The organism is Terribacillus aidingensis, from assembly GCF_900215625.1.
In the GTDB taxonomy this organism is placed as follows: Bacteria; Bacillota; Bacilli; order Bacillales; family Amphibacillaceae; genus Terribacillus; species Terribacillus aidingensis.
On record NZ_OBEK01000006.1, the window covers coordinates 1 to 15,453 of the forward strand.

Below are 15,453 nucleotides of genomic sequence, written 5' to 3' on the forward strand. Positions count from 1 at the left end.
CAATGGCGAAAGATCCAATTATCTTTGCAATGGCAAATCCTGATCCGGAAATTTTGCCAAGCGATGCGAAAGAAGCAGGCGCTCGTGTTATTGGTACTGGCCGTTCTGACTTCCCGAACCAGGTGAATAACGTATTGGCCTTCCCTGGAATCTTCCGCGGTGCATTAGATGTACGCGCAACTGGTATTAACGAAGAAATGAAAATTGCCGCCGCCAAAGCGATTGCTGAGCTAATTGACGAAAGCGATCTGGACGAAGACTACGTAATTCCAGCTCCATTCGATCCGCGCGTTGCTCCAGCTGTTGCCAAAGCCGTAGCGAAAGCAGCAATGGACACTGGTGTAAACCGTATTACGGTTGATCCAGAAGAAGTGGCAGAGAAAACGCGTCAGCTTACACTAATTGACGAAGACTAAACAAAAAAAAGACAGAGCATGGAAGCTCTGCCTGAGGAGGAGTCCCTTATGGGGTTCCTCTTTTTTAGTTACCTAAATTCAAAACAGTCAATTTCTCACGAGTCATGGAAAGAATGCTGTTAGCAATTCCTTGTGTTCCCATACCTGAACCTTTTACACCCAGGAATGGGAAGTGGTCAGGACCACGCTCTGTTCGTCCGTTGATTTGAACAGCACCGACCTCTAATTCATTTGCGATATAAAAAGCTTTATCCACATCGCGCGTGAAAATGCTCGCTTGCAAACCGTATTGTGATTTGTTAGCAATTTCGATTGCTTCTTCATCAGAACCAACACGAATAACAGGTAATACTGGACCGAACGGCTCAACCCATGCTACATCCATATCTTCCGTTACGTGATCAAGCAATGTTGGGTGAATTAAGTTGCCTTCTCGTTTGTTGCCCGCCACTAGTGTTGCACCTTTTGCCAATGCATCGTCGATAAGTGCTTGCACGCCATCAGCCGATTTACTATCAATCAAAGGTACAACCGTATTGCTTTCTACCGGTGAACCAACCGCAAGTTCTGCCACTTGTTCTTTCAATTTAGCTACTAGCTCATCCGCCACATTGTCATGAACGAGAACGCGCTTAATAGCTGTGCAGCGCTGACCAGAATAAGAATAAGCACCGCTAATAATATTTTTCACAGCTTTATCCAAGTCGGCATCTTCCCGGACAATCCCAGGATCCTTACCGCCCAGCTCAAGTACAACTGGTTTCATTCCTGCGACTTTCGCCAAATTCTCTCCTGTTTTCGTACCGCCTGTAAAGGAAACCATGCTTATATCTTTATGTTCCACAAGGAAGTCACCAATAACGGAACCGCGGCCAGTAACGATATTAACAACCCCCGCCGGGAGTCCTGCGCGATCAAGTGCTTCCATCATTTTAATTCCGCTCAAAGCGCCTTGGGTCGCCGGTTTAAAGATGACTGTATTACCGGAAATAAGTGCTGGAGCAAGCTTGGATGCTGATAAGTTCACTGGATAATTGAACGGTGAAATGGCTAGCACTACACCTAAAGGTACACGGTCCACAATCCCAACCTTCGAGCTGGAACCTCCTGGGAAACGGTCGCCTTTCATGCTTTCCCCGTTGGTATGCAGCGCTTCTTGTGCAGTATAACGGATATAATCATATGTCCGCTGTACTTCACTTTTCGCGTCCTTCAGGCTTTTTCCAACTTCTTGCATCATTATATCTGCAATCTCATCTTGCATTGCAAGCAGCTCATCTGCCCATTTATAAAGCAGATTTGCTCTTTCCTGCAAGCTAACCTTCGCCCAGGATTTTTGCGCTTGCTTAGCAGACTGAATTGCCGCTTCTGCTTCTTCTTGAGATAACGCCTGAACAGTACCGACAATACCATCTTTGTACGGGGACTGTATTTCCACCACGTTTCCTGTGCTGCTTTCTTTCCATTCACCGTTCACATAATAACGTTGTGCTGTTAATGTTGACTCCATTACTTTCTCCTCCTTGTGTTACAGTTAGTTTATTTAATTAAAAAACTTAAAAAAGTTACTGACACCCATTCTACTACTAATATTTTTATAATGAAATCATTTTGCTCAAAAATAATTATTAATTTTTTTCCTTTAAATCAAGGTTTCTGAGTATACAACATATAAGATTAGTATGTCATTTTTATTAACCAATTAATTCCCAAAACGGGTTCACTTCGCTAGAATCAGCTTAAGCGCACTCACTTTTTTAATTAAAAAAAGAGGAGCATCAATTGCTCCTCTTCTCATTCCCTGCACAGATCATCAATATATTCGGTTAGTATTTCGGCTGTATATTCACCAGAAAAATGTTCAGGGTTAAGAAATCGATGAATAGCTAGTCCGTCAATTAAGGCGTACAATTTTTCGGTTTCCTTCTCTAAATCCTTATCCTTTTTCAGATGTCCGTTATCTAACAGAAAATGAAGTGCACGCTGAACTGCCTCCCGTATCCCATCCGTCTGCCGGAAAGCATCACCTTGCTTGTATTTTAAGTGCAGCGTAAATGCAAACCATACCTGCATTTCCGCCATTGATTCTCGGTCAATGGGCAGCAGTTCCAGCAATACTTTTGTGACAAGCTGTTTTGGCGGATAATTTTGTTGGATAACCTGCATAATCCGTGCTTCGCAACGGGATTTAACAAGTTCCATCGCATAGTCCAGCAGTTCCTCTTGTGTAGAAAAATAATGACGCAATGCACCGAGTGACAAATCGGCCTTCTTCGCAATATTTCGAACCGATGCTGCCTCTATTCCGCCATCCATAATAACCTGCCAAGTTGCTTTGGCTATATCTTGTTTTCTCGCTTCATGATCAATTTTCTTTGGCATAACTTCACTTTAGCAAAAGTCGCATAGGAAATCAATTTATTTAATACACTTGTATCACAAAGACAATCATGCTAGCATAATAATACAACTGTACTGAAAAGGAGAGGAATAGATGAATGCCATTATCGTATTAATCATTTTGTGTGAAATTGGGTTCTGGATCTTTATCGCCGCTGGTCTGCTGTCTCGCTATGTGTTTAAACTGCCAAGACTCGGTATGATTCTGCTTAGTACTACCCCGCTGATTGATTTGATTCTGCTTATTGCTACTGCGTATGACCTAGCTAGCGGCGCAACTGCAACTACCGCTCACGCAATCGCTGCTATTTACATTGGTATCAGTCTAGCGTACGGGAAATCCATGATCCGCTGGGCCGATCAGCGCTTTGCTTACTACATCGCAAAACAAGGCGAAAGACCAAAAAAACTCTATGGCAAAGCACACGCACGCAAAGAAGTGAAGGGCTGGCTGCAGCATCTGCTGGCATACATCATCGGAGCTGTTTTGCTGCTCGGAGTTGTCTATTGGATTGATAACCAAAATCGGACAGAGGCGCTCACAAATGTACTGCGCATTTGGTCGATTGTACTCGGCATCGATTTTCTCATCAGTTTCAGCTATACCTTGTTCCCAAAAAAAGAGAAGCATACCAGCTCTTAGAGCGAGTATGCTTCTTATTCAAAAGTCTTCTTTCCTTGTTCTTCCATTAGCCAAATTCATAACAAAATAACAAAGAACAAGTACGAGAATGGCTCCGCAATAGTACAATGTGTACAGCGCACTCTCATGGTACACAACAATCAGGCGAATGAGAGCTGTGATGCCTATGTACAGAAAATACCGAATCGGAAAATGATAATCTTCTTGAAAATACTTTACAATCATGGCGATGAACTCAAAATACAGAAAGAATACCAAGATATTGTTCAAGAATGTCAGTCTGGAAGCATTTCCGACATTGAACAGTGAATTAGTTATAATATCAATCAGTTCTTTTACTAATAATATAGTGATTGCGATAGCCAGGAGAATTAAAGCTACATTTAAGATATACTGCAAAACTGTCGCAATCGTTGCTTTTGTTCTTTTTTTCTTTACATGGGTCTGCGTCCGCATTTCATCACCTCTAAAAGTCCTATACCCTACCTTTTCAGCAGGTATGCCTTATTAATTTCCTTTGTTTGTGTTACGCCAGCTAACGCATAAGTCAGCTGCAATTCCGTTCGTAAATCCTCAATCACACGACGCACACCTGCTTGTCCGCCGACAGTTAATCCATATACATAAGGACGGCCAATCAGAACACTATCCGCTCCCATTGCAATTGCCTTGAACACATCAGCCCCGCATCGAATTCCGCCATCCATCAGTACCGGCACCGCTCCATCCACCTGCTCCACAACAGCTGGCAAGGCACGAAGAGATGCAGCAGCACCATCAAGCTGCCTGCCGCCATGGTTGGAGACAACAATCGCATCAAACCCTAGATCAACGGCTTGTTTTGCATCGGCAGGATGCAGGATTCCTTTAACTACAATTGGCAGGCTTGTCTGCTCCCTAAGAAACAGCAAGTCATCCCAAGTCAGATTTGGATGATGAATACTTTCCAAGATGGCTTCTCTAATATGCACCTCTGAATAGTCAGGGACCATTTCGCGAAAGACCGGATCCTGCACATAGTTTGCGGCACCTTCTAATAATTTCAGTGGTGAGTAACCATTCCGATAATCTCGTTTCCGCCAGCCAAGAAGTCCTGTATCAACAGTTACTACAATCGCCTGATAGCCAGCCCTTTCTGCTCGTGTCACCATACTGGCCGTCAAGGCATGGTTATTTGACCAGTAAAGCTGGAACCACTTTACCCCCTTCGGTGCAGCTGTCGCTATTTCTTCCAAGGAAGCTGTCGTAACTGTACTTGCTGCAAATGGAATACCAGCTTCCGCTGCGGCCTTCATACTGCCAATCTCCATCTCTTGGTGAAAAATACCTTGATAGCCAACAGGCGCCAGCAGAACTGGCATAGATAACGTTTGCCCAAGCAACTCGACATTTAGTTCAACATCTGATACATCTCGCAGAACACGCGGCAAGATATCATACCCACGGAAAGCTTCGCGATTTTGTCCAAGCGTCATTTCATCACCGGCACCGCTTTGCAGAAATCCAAAAGGACCTGCTGGTAAGATTTCTTTCGCTTTCTCTTCCCATTCCTCTGCAAACAATGGGTAGCCATCCGTTTGTTCCCCAATTCTAGTAAACACATTCCCCATACACAGCACCCCCGGCTATAGCTTAGAATATTAATAGAATAATTCGAACTCGTTAGGAATTCCACTTTTTTCGTGATAAGATAATCTGTGAAAAATAATCAGGCGGAGGCGGCAATCATGGCTAATTATCATAATCTTTCAAATGAAGCATTACAAGAAAAATATAATACACTGCAAGATGCCTACGAGAAAATTGCAAGTCAGCAACTGCAGCTGGACATGACACGCGGCAAACCTTGCACAGAACAACTTGATTTATCTCAGCCAATGCTGGATGTCTTGACTTCCGCAAGTGCAGTCAAGACAGAGAATGGCTTAGATGCCCGCAATTACGGTATATTAGACGGCATTCCGGAAGCAAAGGCTTTCTTTGCTTCCATACTCGATGTATCACCAGAACAAGTTATTGTTGGCGGAAACAGCAGCTTAACAATGATGCATGACTCGATTGTCCAGTTCCTGCTTCACGGGGTATCAGAGGACGCAGCACCATGGGTAAAGCAAGGAAATGTAAAATTCCTCTGCCCAAGTCCTGGCTATGATCGCCATTTCGCTATTTGCGAAGCATTGGGCATCGAGATGATTCCAGTTGCAATGACACCAGAAGGACCAAATATGGATGAAGTGGAAAAGTTAGCAGCCGCTGATCCACAAATCAAAGGTATCTGGTGTGTACCGAAATACAGTAACCCAGATGGCATCACTTACACAGATAATGTTGTTGATCGACTTGCGACTATGAAAACTGCTGCGGATGACTTCCGTATCTTTTGGGATAATGCCTATACTGTTCATCACCTTACCGATGAACCAGATGAACTGAAGGACATTATAACAGCAGCTTCTAAAGCCGGAAATTCCGATCGCGTGCTGCAGTTTGCTTCTACTTCTAAAGTAACTTTCCCTGGTTCGGGTGTTTCTGTACTAGCTTCAAGTGAAAGTAACATCGCGTTTTATAAAAAGAATCTTTCCATCCAGTCCATTGGACCGGATAAACTAAATCAGCTGCGTCATGTCGCTTTCTTAAAAGATAAAGCTACCCTAGCCGATCATATGAAAAAGCATGCGGCCATCATTGCACCAAAATTCCAGACAGTCTTGAGCATCCTTAATGAAAAACTAGGCGGTAAAGGCATAGCCGATTGGACGAATCCGAACGGCGGTTATTTCATCAGTCTGAATACGATGGAAGGCTGTGCCAAACAAGTTGTAGAGCTTGCCAAAAAAGCAGGCGTTACACTGACAAGCGCCGGTGCTACGTACCCTTATGGCAAAGACCCGTATGACGCTAACATTCGGATTGCACCAACACTGCCTCCAATTCAAGATTTGAAAAAAGCGATTGATGTGCTGTGCCTGTGTGTAGAAATGGTTAGCATTAATCACCTATTACACAAATAAGACAAAGGCCGCTCACTCGAGCGGCCTTTTTATAGGGTATCGGTAATAATCCTGCCGATTCTCTTTGCAAAAGCCGCTTGCCGTATACAAAGATAACGCATGTTTGTTTTCGATTTGTACATCCAAGTAAACTGACTGTCCTCGACTTACTTCCATCCGTACTGCTTGCTGCAAGGCTTTTCTTCCATATCCTTTTCCTTGAAATTCCGGCAGAATTGCAAACCCGTATATTTCGCTTCTTTGCTGATCGCGATGAACACGAATCTTACCTACCGTTTTACCGTCTGCCTCTATCATGAAAAATTCCTCCTGGTAGCCATCCTGTTCCAGACGATCATTATATTCTTTTGCTTCCTCGGGCTTAAAGCCAAAACAAACGATATCCAGCTGTTTCTTCAACTCAATATCACCCGGAAGAGATCGTCGCAGACATACTGTCTCTTCTAATTCAGGAACTTTTTCTCCGCTCCACCGCATCAAGTATTCCGATTCTTCATAGGTACTGGAAACGGTCTTCAGCCATGCTTCGCCTGTTTCACTGCCGCCCGGCGTATTTAACAATACACAGCGAGCTCCCTCGAGAGACAGCAAGCAAGCTTTAAAAAGTTCTGTGAATATTCCCTTCCTGCGGTAATCTGGATGAACCATTCCGCAAACTTCAACCTTGCTGCCGAAGCGGTACAATCCTAGAAAACCGATGAGTTGATCTGCATGATAGTATAGAAAATCTTCCTGAATTTTGTTATCCCGGAACACAAGCATATCCCAATTCAGTTTTAAATCAATATTGTCATGCTGCTCCACTGCTTGCTGCAGCAGCTTAATGTCTGTCAGATGCTACTCTATCAACATGTTCTCCCCCATTCTGCTCTCCTTTCATTATACAGTAAAGAAAAAAAATCCTGCCGCAAAGGCGGCAGGAGGCTTCATTAATTTTCTTGATGTTCTACTTTCACTCTTCTAATAAAGAAGCTGACCACCACGCCGATAATGGCAATAATGATACCAAAGATGAAGGAGTTTTGAACGCCTTCTGTAAATGCTTGAAGCATTGTTTGTGGATCTTTTGGATTTGCTGCATCTTCCAAGTAACCATTCTGCCCGGCAGTCATGATACTAATCGCAACAGCTGTACCGATTGCACCAGCAACCTGCTGTAACGTATTCATAATAGCTGTACCATCTGGATACAAGCTAGGCGGCAGCTGATTTAAACCATTTGTTTGGGCTGGCATCATAATCATGGAAATACCAATCATCAAGACAATAAGCAGTCCGACGATGAATCCAGTAGACGTCTCTAAAGAAATAGTAGAGAATCCGAACATGGCAGCTGTAACAAGAATCAAGCCCGGTGTCACTAGGAATCTTGGCCCGAATTTATCAAACAGACCGCCCATAACAGGTGACAGCAAACCGTTGATAACCCCACCAGGAAGCAAGATTAGTCCTGCCGTTAGCGGCGTCATTGCAAGTGCTGTTTGCAAGTACAATGGCAGCAAAATCATGGAAGAAAGCATTACCATCATACTAACTAAAATTAACACTAAACCGATTACGAACATCGGATAGCGGAACGCATTTAAGTTCATCATTGGCTGTTGCATCCGAACTTGACGCACAGAGAAAAGAATCAAGCTCAAGGCACCAACTGCAAGCGCTATGATCACGATTGGATCACTCCAGCCGCCTCCTTCACCTGCATGACTGAAGCCATATACGACTCCGCCAAAACCGAGAGTGGATAGAATGATAGATAATATATCTATCTTAGGTTTTGTTAATGTTGTTACATTTTGCATGAAGAAAGCACCAAAAACAAGTGCAATTACAAGGAATGGCAAGGAGAACCAGAAAATCCAGTGCCAAGTCAGCTTATCAATAATCAAACCAGAAACAGTCGGACCAACTGCAGGTGCAAACATGATAACCAATCCGATTAGTCCCATCGCTTTACCGCGGCGGTGCGGCGGAATAATGTTTAGAATCGTATTAAACATTAGCGGAAGTAAAAGTGCAGTTCCGATTGCCTGTACAATTCGTGCAACGAGCAATACGGCAAATGATGGCGCAAGCGCTGCAATAAGTGTTCCAATAATCGAGAAGACTAAAGATGTTAAGAATAACTGTCGAGTTGTAAACCACTGCATAATCAGACCGGAAACCGGTACAAGTACACCTAGCGTTAACAAATAACCTGTCGTCAGCCATTGTGCTGTAGATGGCGTAATGCCGAAGTTTTGAATGATATTCTGAAGCGCGATATTAAGCGCTGTTTCACTGAACAAACCGATAAAACCAGCAATCAAGAATGAAATAATGATTGGCATAGCTTTAATTTCGCTACTGGCTACGGCTGTAGCAGTTTTGTTATTATCCATTTGCAATTTTCTCTCCCCCAATTTAGGAATTTTGATTTAGTAATGACGGAAGCTGTTTCGCTACACTATACAGCGGATTTCCAGATGCGTTTGTCACCGCAAGTATTACCGCTCCTTCTATTAAGGCATTTATTGTAACGGCCAAGTCTTTCGCCATTTCTTTTTCATAACCAAAGGCTATCAAATGGTCGGTATATAAAGCCTGCCAATCGGCGTATGCATGCTGACAGCTGTTGCGCAGCACTTCGTTTGTTGCTGCTGTCTCTGATGCGATCAGTCCAATCTGCACACCTTCCATTTGTTGTTTTTTTTCGAAGTCTGCGGCTATATTATGAATATGATACTGAAAAGCTTCCACAGCGGTATCTTTGGCCGCCAAATCCTTGGCAGCACCTTCCAAGACCAATGTTTTCATCAGCTTAATTGCTTCCAAAGCGATTTCTTCCTTGCCATTCGGAAAATGATAATACAATGACCCTTTTGGCGCACCGCTTTCTTCAATAATCTGATTCAAACCCGTACCATGAAATCCTTGCCGCTGAAACAGCTCTGAGGCAGTTCGTAAGATAATTTCTTTTGTGGTTTCCTTCTTTTTCACGGCTTCATACAACCTTGCACTCCTTAAATTATAACAATCGGTCTAGATAATAATATTTTCTTTTGGTCTGTCTGTCAAGAATGTGCTCTGGATTTTTAATTTATTAATTTTTTGTAAATTAGTAAACAAGAAGGTTAAGCTGATGTTATAGTACATGTGACTTTTCAAGCGCATTTACGTTATGCCAAAGATTAATATATGGAAAGGAGTCTAAATTATGACGAACAATACAACAAAATTATCAGCTCTAATAGAAATATTTCTTGTTTCCTTTCGCCTGGGGTGCACATCTTTCGGTGGCCCAATTGCGCATCTTGGCTACTTCCAAGAAGCTTATGTAAGAAACAAACGCTGGCTGAATGAACAAGCTTACGCTAACTTAGTAGCTCTGAGTCAGTTTCTGCCCGGCCCTGCCAGCAGTCAGGTAGGAATTGGCATCGGAATTGTCAGAGGCGGTTTAATCGGCGGCATTATTTCGTTCCTGGGTTTCACGCTGCCCTCCGTTCTGGCACTAATTTTATTCGCACTCTTTATCGGACAAACGAATTTGACTGATGCTGGCTGGATTCAAGGACTAAAGCTTGTGGCGGTAGCAGTAGTTGCGCATGCCGTAATTGGTATGAGTCAGAAATTAACAACCAACTTACCGACTAAGGCATTAGCGCTCGGCGCCCTCGTGCTCACAATTCTATGGCCGCATCAATTGTCACAGCTGCTCGCTATTTTACTTGCAGCAGCCGCTGGGTACTTATTTATGCACCCGAATGCGACATCCAAAGAATCTGCTAACGTAAACATCGCAATAAAGAGACGTACTGGTGTCATCTGTTTAAGCTTATTTTTCTTGCTGCTAGCAGGACTTCCGCTTTTGCGCACCCTTATAGATAATCCCGTACTTGCGATGGCAGATAGTTTTTATCGTGCTGGATCACTCGTTTTCGGTGGCGGTCATGTCGTCCTGCCTCTGTTGGAGCGTGAATTTGTTCCAACTGGATTGATTAGTCAGCAAGATTTTCTTACGGGATACGGAGCCGCTCAGGCAGTTCCTGGTCCGCTCTTTACTTTTGCTGCGTATTTGGGAACTGTGCTTTACGGATGGCAAGGCGGTTTATTAGCTACTGCAGCCATTTTTCTGCCTGCCTTTTTGCTGTTGATAGGTGCTTTGCCTTTTTGGACAGTTCTGCAGAAAAACGCTAGCTTCCGAAAAGCATTTGCCGGAATTAACGCTGCCGTTGTCGGCATTTTAATCAGCGCATTTTTTATTCCAATTTGGTCATCAGCCATTCAATCACCCTTAGACATTGCACTTGCGGCTGTTTTTTACAGCTTGCTCGCGTTTTGGAAGCTGCCCGCGTGGTTTATTGTTATACTCGGGGCTCTAAGCGGATTTATACTATAAGTAAAAGGACATGCCTCGTGCGCATGTCCTTTCAACTTGTTAAGCCTTTTCTTTTGCTGAAATAAAATAATACCACCGCCAGCAGCAGCATAATGAAGCACCCGATCTGTACAGCTACAGCTACATCTGTCATCGCATTAATGCCCGCGAGGACGGCTGTCATCCCGATGATAAGAACCGATTCAATTGTTTGGTACATACTCATCATCCTGCCCAGCTGATTTTCCGGAATATGTTCCTGCATATACGTTAGATAACCAGCATTTGCAAATGCTAACGCAGCCGAAAGTATAAATACACCAACACCAGCGGATAAAAAGCTGTTCGAAAATGAAAACACAACATAACCGATTGCCCCTGCCGCAGATCCATAACAAAGCAGCTGTACAGCCTGAAAATATTGCGTTACCATACTTAATAAGATGGAGCCGATGATGAACCCAGACCCCGCAATACTCACTAGCACCCCATAAGCAGCTTCTGATAAGCCAATTGCTTCTGAAGCAAATGCTACTTCCATCGAATCGACAGCAGCTGTCATAATAGTAATGCAGCTAAATAAGAGGAGCAGCAGTGTCAGAGCGGCAAACTTCTTGCTAAATGCAGTAACAAGCTCCCAGTCCTCTCTCCAAATTTGCAGCCAGCGCTGTCCGCTTGCTTTTTCTATTGGTATCTTTATCGAGGGGAGCATCAGACAAATCCCAGCTGCCAGTAGCAAGAAGAAGCTATTGACAAGCAGTGCCATGTCTACGGAGCCTAAGCCTACCAATATACCAGCTACTGCGGGACCTAGCACAAATCCGCTCCCCTCTGCTATTGCCCGGAATGAATTGAACCGCTGCCAGTGCCGCTTTTGTATCAGCCCAGTGATGTACGGCAGACTGGCCGGTTCAAATATGGAACCTGCAGCTGCAACAAGGAAGACGAGCAGATAAATTTGTCCAAGGGAATCTGTCAGCATCATCCCCGTTATACCAATGACCCTTATAAAATATAATCCAATCATCAGCTTGCGATTATCCATTCGATCAATGAAGCTGCCCGCCCAGCTGTTCATCAAAAGACCGGCAGCTGGCTTGATCATATACAGCACCGCAACGGCGACAGCTGCTTGCTCCGCTTGCTGGTACACCTTTAAATTCAATGCAATCAGATAGATCCATTCTCCGCAAGATGCAAGCGTAATAGCTACTAGTATGCCAATAGCACGTAAACGGTATTTATTCATCTTCTTCCTCCATTCTATCCGTTTGAAGTTGAAGCAATAAAAAATCCCACCCCCAAGATTGTCATCTTAGGGGCGAGATACCATCGCGGTGCCACCCTAGTTCCCTGACAAGTCACCTAGTCAGGCTCAAAAAAGTACACGCATATACTGCGTAAACCTTGTGCTGTAACGGGCACTCCCGGTTTGCCATCACTCTGATCCGGCAAACAGCTCCACGGTTTGTTCTGGCTGGTCTCCTTCACCCTTCTCAGCGTTACAGGGCTCTCTGTAGAAGAAGCTTACCTACCATACTGCTCCGCTTCAACACTTGTAATTTTTTACTATAGTACCACCATTTAAAAACTTACACAATATGGAGTTTAAACTTTTCATATACTTCATCACTAGCTATAACAAACAAGCGATCGGACGGCTCTAACGCGGCATCATTATCATGCAGGAAATTCATGTTTTCATTAATGCAGAAAAGATTCATTCCTTCTTTAGCTAGGGCGTGCTGTGCGTCTTCGTATGTTTTCCACTCAGCCTTAGGTTTCACTTCATGAATATTGCTTCCATGCTGTTTACTTAAAAGCTGCCGGAATAGATTAGAAGTGCCTGGTGTAAGCACAGCTTTGGCCATCAGTAAGGACACAGAGTCGTTCGACAAGATAAAATCATCAATTGAAATATGCTCGAATTTAGGAATATGTGACTCATTATTGATTTCGACAACTGTATGTATATTTACATTCTCAGCTTTAGAAATCCCTTCCACTGCAGAAGCAATTAAAAGTGTCTTGGCATCTGCCAAAAGTGTAGAATCCAATGTTGGGTCAGCAAACACAGCAACCCGTGCAGCTTCTAGGAGATTCGCCTGCTTTAGTGTTGCTTCATCCGTGGGATCACCTTGCACGAAAGCAATGTGATCGTGTTCAAATGGGTGTTCCTCTCTATCATCAATTACTACGATATAGGCATCTGCTTCATTTGCCAGTACTTCTTCTATTGATTTTTTCACTTTATTAGACCAGCCGATATATATATAATGACCACTTCTTTTAATCAACAGCTTTCCCTCCCTTTGCATTTGCTTAAATGCCGAAGCACCGTCTGCTATCTTGCCAATTAGTACACCAATTACCCCAATTCCAAATAGAAACAGAAAGATTCCTAATAACCTTCCAGGTACAGTCTGTGGGTAAAAGTCTCCATACCCAACTGTTGTGACGGTTGTCATGGTCCACCAAAAACCATCAAACCATGACGGAAAGTTTTCTCTTTCTATAAAGTGAATACCTACTGTCCCTGTCATTACGACAATAACAGAAGCTATAGCTATCGAGAGAAAATTAATGGATGTAATACTCTTCCACAGACGAATAAAAATAGTCAACGCAACTCCTCCTTGCCACTATTATAACTGGGTATTCCATACAAAATAAATACAGGAACAGCAAAATTTGCAGTTTATTTCCACATAAACCAGACATAAAAAAAGACACTTCTCGCGGAAGTGTCTTTTTACTGCTTATTAGTAAGCTAAGCTGAATAGGCCTTTTACGTGAGTCAAGTAGCGGATATTACTTGCTTCTTTCATCATTGTTGCCGGAAGACCTTTCAATGGTGTTTGGTTAGCACCGATGAATGCTACAGCATCCTTGCGGCCAAGGCTTGCAAGTGTACCGGAGTTAATCGGGCTGAACTCTTCCATTGTTTTTCCTTCAAGGTAAGCGAATAGGTTGTATCCTACTAGCTCACCCATTTGCCAGGCAATCTGAGCTGTTGGCGGCCAAGGACGACCATCTTCGCCGAAGTACACTGCACTGTCGCCGACAACAAATACATCCTGATGGCTCTTAGACTGCAAGTGTGCGTTTACAGTTGCACGGCCGCGATCTGTTTCTAAACCAGACTCCGCTACCATTGGGAAGGCTTGTACGCCGCCTGTCCAAACAAATGTATTCGTTTCGATTTTCTGACCGTCTTTCAATTCTACAACGTTGCCTTCTACGTTCGTTACAGGCAATCCAAGCAAGAATTCAACGCCGCGTTTTTCCAAGCTGGATTGCGCGCGATCGATAAGGTGCTGCGGAAGCATTGGAAGGACCTTAGGACCTGCTTCAACTAGCTGCAGCTTGATTTCTTTTGGATCTACACCATGAGGCAAGCAGTAAGAAGGAAGCTTGTCTGCGATTTCGCCGACTAGCTCAACACCAGTCAGACCGCCGCCTCCGATAAGAATTGTTGCGTCTGCAGGATTTTTAGATGCTGCGTACGCTTTGATTTTATCTTGGATTTGGTTGAATACTTTGTTAGCATCATCTACGGATTTCAATACAAGACTGTTTTCTTCCAATCCAGGGATACCGAAGTAAGCAGTTCTGCTTCCAAGCCCAACTACCAATGCATCGTAAGAAAGTGTATTGCCGCCTTCTAGGACAACTTCTTTCGTGTCAACATTGAAGCTTTCTACTGTTGCTACTTTAAAATCAACATCCAAACCTTTTAGAAGCTTCGTTACAGGCATTGCTACTGCTTGCTCGGAAATGCTGCCCGCTGCAAGACGGTGAAGCTCAGTGATGATTTGGTGTGTCGATGTTTTATTGATAAGTGTCACATTTGCTTCTGCTTTGCTGTAATACTTACGTACAGTTTGAGCGGCTAAGACTCCGCCATAACCGGCGCCTAAAATAACGATATTCTTTGCCATACTTAATCCTCCGTCCTTACCTTTAAGCTCTTATTTTTGTTTTTGTTTTTCTTTTTCGTTTGCTACTTCTAAATAGCTTTGAACAAAACGGAACATTTTCTGTGCTTGCGGATCCTTCATAAGACGAAGCAAACCGAATAGTCCGATTGTTTCATTGCTTGTTTCAGCACGATCTTTCGCTTCAATTGCAGTTTGGGCAACTGTTTTCACAGAATCCGTTACTGGGTGAAGTACCTCTGTAATAGCACTAACAGTATCAGATTTCAAAACATCATCCGTTGCAACAGCTTGTGCAAAATCGTAAGATGCTGTTAACGCATTCACAAGCTCATTGATTTTTGGCAGCTGATCGATCAAAGAAGTCAATGATTCTTGTACTTCAGGCTTTAGCAATTGGCCAATTAGGTCCTGCTGGCTCTGGCTAACACTTTCGTTTGTTTCAGACATAACGTATTCTCCTTTGCTATGGCAATCCAATATATTTATACGTAAACATTATACTTTGTTGTGAATTTGTTCACAACTGTACGTTCACAAATTGCTCAAAATATCCACTTTCAACTTTACTCCTACTTTTGGGACTTGTCAAAAGTTATTTCACCTAGGTTAACGTTTTTTTGTTTTCCTATTATATGTTCAAAAAGCAAGACAAATTAAAGCCCTTCCAATTTCAGAATGTGCAGCT

Annotated in this window: 14 protein-coding genes, 1 pseudogene and 1 other annotated feature; of the genes and pseudogenes, 4 read left to right on the forward strand and 11 right to left on the reverse strand. The window is 43.4% G+C overall.

The annotated features are described in order from the left end of the window. A pseudogene (gene ystJ / locus CRO17_RS15480) lies at positions 1 to 416 on the forward strand (NADP-dependent malic enzyme); the annotation flags it as partial. A 64-nt stretch (positions 417 to 480) separates the two neighbouring features. On the opposite strand, the gene CRO17_RS15485 reads toward ystJ, so the two are convergent. Together CRO17_RS15485 and CRO17_RS15490 are read right to left on the reverse strand one after the other, a co-directional pair. Next, entirely contained in the window at positions 481 to 1,926 is a 1,446-nt protein-coding gene (locus CRO17_RS15485) for an NADP-dependent glyceraldehyde-3-phosphate dehydrogenase (RefSeq protein WP_097043395.1), read from the reverse strand. Positions 1,927 to 2,210: 284 nt separating this feature from the next. Further along, entirely contained in the window at positions 2,211 to 2,798 is a 588-nt protein-coding gene (locus tag CRO17_RS15490; RefSeq protein ID WP_097043396.1) for a TetR/AcrR family transcriptional regulator, read from the reverse strand. Between the two features lie 112 nt (positions 2,799 to 2,910). Here CRO17_RS15490 and CRO17_RS15495 point away from each other — a divergent pair, with 112 nt between their 5' ends. Continuing rightward, on the forward strand, positions 2,911 to 3,459 hold the full coding sequence (locus tag CRO17_RS15495) for a hypothetical protein (RefSeq protein ID WP_097043397.1): 549 nt from the start codon (positions 2,911 to 2,913) through the stop codon (positions 3,457 to 3,459). 18 nt (positions 3,460 to 3,477) lie between these two features. Here CRO17_RS15495 and psiE read toward each other — a convergent pair whose 3' ends face one another. Next, complete coding sequence (psiE, locus tag CRO17_RS15500; protein WP_097043398.1) at positions 3,478 to 3,915, reverse strand: phosphate-starvation-inducible protein PsiE; 438 nt, start codon at positions 3,913 to 3,915, stop codon at positions 3,478 to 3,480. Positions 3,916 to 3,941: 26 nt separating this feature from the next. Beyond that, positions 3,942 to 5,069 (reverse strand): alpha-hydroxy acid oxidase, encoded by a 1,128-nt coding sequence (locus CRO17_RS15505; protein ID WP_097043399.1) that lies wholly within the window; start codon positions 5,067 to 5,069, stop codon positions 3,942 to 3,944. A gap of 117 nt (positions 5,070 to 5,186) precedes the next feature. Between CRO17_RS15505 and CRO17_RS15510 the strand changes: the two genes are divergently transcribed. Continuing rightward, complete coding sequence (locus CRO17_RS15510; RefSeq protein ID WP_097043400.1) at positions 5,187 to 6,470, forward strand: aspartate aminotransferase type Ic; 1,284 nt, start codon at positions 5,187 to 5,189, stop codon at positions 6,468 to 6,470. A 12-nt stretch (positions 6,471 to 6,482) separates the two neighbouring features. Here CRO17_RS15510 and CRO17_RS15515 read toward each other — a convergent pair whose 3' ends face one another. The 3 genes from CRO17_RS15515 to CRO17_RS15525 all read right to left on the reverse strand — a co-directional run bounded on the left by CRO17_RS15515 (position 6,483) and on the right by CRO17_RS15525 (position 9,461). After that, positions 6,483 to 7,274 (reverse strand): GNAT family N-acetyltransferase, encoded by a 792-nt coding sequence (locus tag CRO17_RS15515; protein ID WP_097043401.1) that lies wholly within the window; start codon positions 7,272 to 7,274, stop codon positions 6,483 to 6,485. A 125-nt stretch (positions 7,275 to 7,399) separates the two neighbouring features. Beyond that, positions 7,400 to 8,851 carry a DHA2 family efflux MFS transporter permease subunit gene (locus CRO17_RS15520; protein ID WP_097043509.1) on the reverse strand — a complete coding sequence of 484 codons (1,452 nt, stop codon included), beginning with the start codon at positions 8,849 to 8,851 and terminating at the stop codon, positions 7,400 to 7,402. Between the two features lie 22 nt (positions 8,852 to 8,873). Then, complete coding sequence (locus CRO17_RS15525) at positions 8,874 to 9,461, reverse strand: TetR/AcrR family transcriptional regulator (protein WP_245864815.1); 588 nt, start codon at positions 9,459 to 9,461, stop codon at positions 8,874 to 8,876. Positions 9,462 to 9,666: 205 nt separating this feature from the next. On the opposite strand from CRO17_RS15525, the gene chrA reads away from it, so the two are divergent. Further along, positions 9,667 to 10,848 (forward strand): chromate efflux transporter, encoded by a 1,182-nt coding sequence (gene chrA, locus CRO17_RS15530; RefSeq protein WP_097043402.1) that lies wholly within the window; start codon positions 9,667 to 9,669, stop codon positions 10,846 to 10,848. A gap of 31 nt (positions 10,849 to 10,879) precedes the next feature. On the opposite strand, the gene CRO17_RS15535 is transcribed toward chrA, so the two are convergent. The 4 genes from CRO17_RS15535 to CRO17_RS15550 form a co-directional block, all read right to left on the reverse strand. Next, positions 10,880 to 12,076: an MFS transporter gene (locus CRO17_RS15535; RefSeq protein WP_097043403.1), complete on the reverse strand. Its 1,197-nt coding sequence runs from the start codon at positions 12,074 to 12,076 to the stop codon at positions 10,880 to 10,882. A gap of 65 nt (positions 12,077 to 12,141) precedes the next feature. Further along, positions 12,142 to 12,389 (reverse strand) — a binding site (T-box leader). A 30-nt stretch (positions 12,390 to 12,419) separates the two neighbouring features. Beyond that, positions 12,420 to 13,451, reverse strand: a complete 1,032-nt coding sequence (locus CRO17_RS15540) for an ion channel (RefSeq protein WP_245864816.1) — start codon at positions 13,449 to 13,451, stop codon at positions 12,420 to 12,422. A gap of 138 nt (positions 13,452 to 13,589) precedes the next feature. Next, positions 13,590 to 14,768, reverse strand: a complete 1,179-nt coding sequence (locus CRO17_RS15545) for an NAD(P)/FAD-dependent oxidoreductase (protein WP_097043404.1) — start codon at positions 14,766 to 14,768, stop codon at positions 13,590 to 13,592. Between the two features lie 30 nt (positions 14,769 to 14,798). Then, a complete protein-coding gene (locus CRO17_RS15550) occupies positions 14,799 to 15,215 on the reverse strand; it encodes a helical membrane plugin domain-containing protein (protein WP_097043405.1) in 417 nt (138 codons plus the stop codon). Between the last annotated feature and the right edge of the window lie 238 nt (positions 15,216 to 15,453).

What these genes read in the sequence shown, in the direction of transcription:
- CRO17_RS15545 (WP_097043404.1), bottom strand. Translation starts at nt 14,768, where the DNA reads ATGGCAAAGAATATCGTTATTTTAGGCGCCGGTTATGGCGGAGTCTTA.
- CRO17_RS15510 (WP_097043400.1), top strand. Translation starts at nt 5,187, where the DNA reads ATGGCTAATTATCATAATCTTTCAAATGAAGCATTACAAGAAAAATAT.
- CRO17_RS15550 (WP_097043405.1), bottom strand. Translation starts at nt 15,215, where the DNA reads ATGTCTGAAACAAACGAAAGTGTTAGCCAGAGCCAGCAGGACCTAATT.
- chrA (WP_097043402.1), top strand. Translation starts at nt 9,667, where the DNA reads ATGACGAACAATACAACAAAATTATCAGCTCTAATAGAAATATTTCTT.
- CRO17_RS15505 (WP_097043399.1), bottom strand. Translation starts at nt 5,069, where the DNA reads ATGGGGAATGTGTTTACTAGAATTGGGGAACAAACGGATGGCTACCCA.
- CRO17_RS15535 (WP_097043403.1), bottom strand. Translation starts at nt 12,076, where the DNA reads ATGAATAAATACCGTTTACGTGCTATTGGCATACTAGTAGCTATTACG.
- CRO17_RS15520 (WP_097043509.1), bottom strand. Translation starts at nt 8,851, where the DNA reads ATGGATAATAACAAAACTGCTACAGCCGTAGCCAGTAGCGAAATTAAA.
- psiE (WP_097043398.1), bottom strand. Translation starts at nt 3,915, where the DNA reads ATGCGGACGCAGACCCATGTAAAGAAAAAAAGAACAAAAGCAACGATT.
- CRO17_RS15485 (WP_097043395.1), bottom strand. Translation starts at nt 1,926, where the DNA reads ATGGAGTCAACATTAACAGCACAACGTTATTATGTGAACGGTGAATGG.
- CRO17_RS15495 (WP_097043397.1), top strand. Translation starts at nt 2,911, where the DNA reads ATGAATGCCATTATCGTATTAATCATTTTGTGTGAAATTGGGTTCTGG.
- CRO17_RS15490 (WP_097043396.1), bottom strand. Translation starts at nt 2,798, where the DNA reads ATGCCAAAGAAAATTGATCATGAAGCGAGAAAACAAGATATAGCCAAA.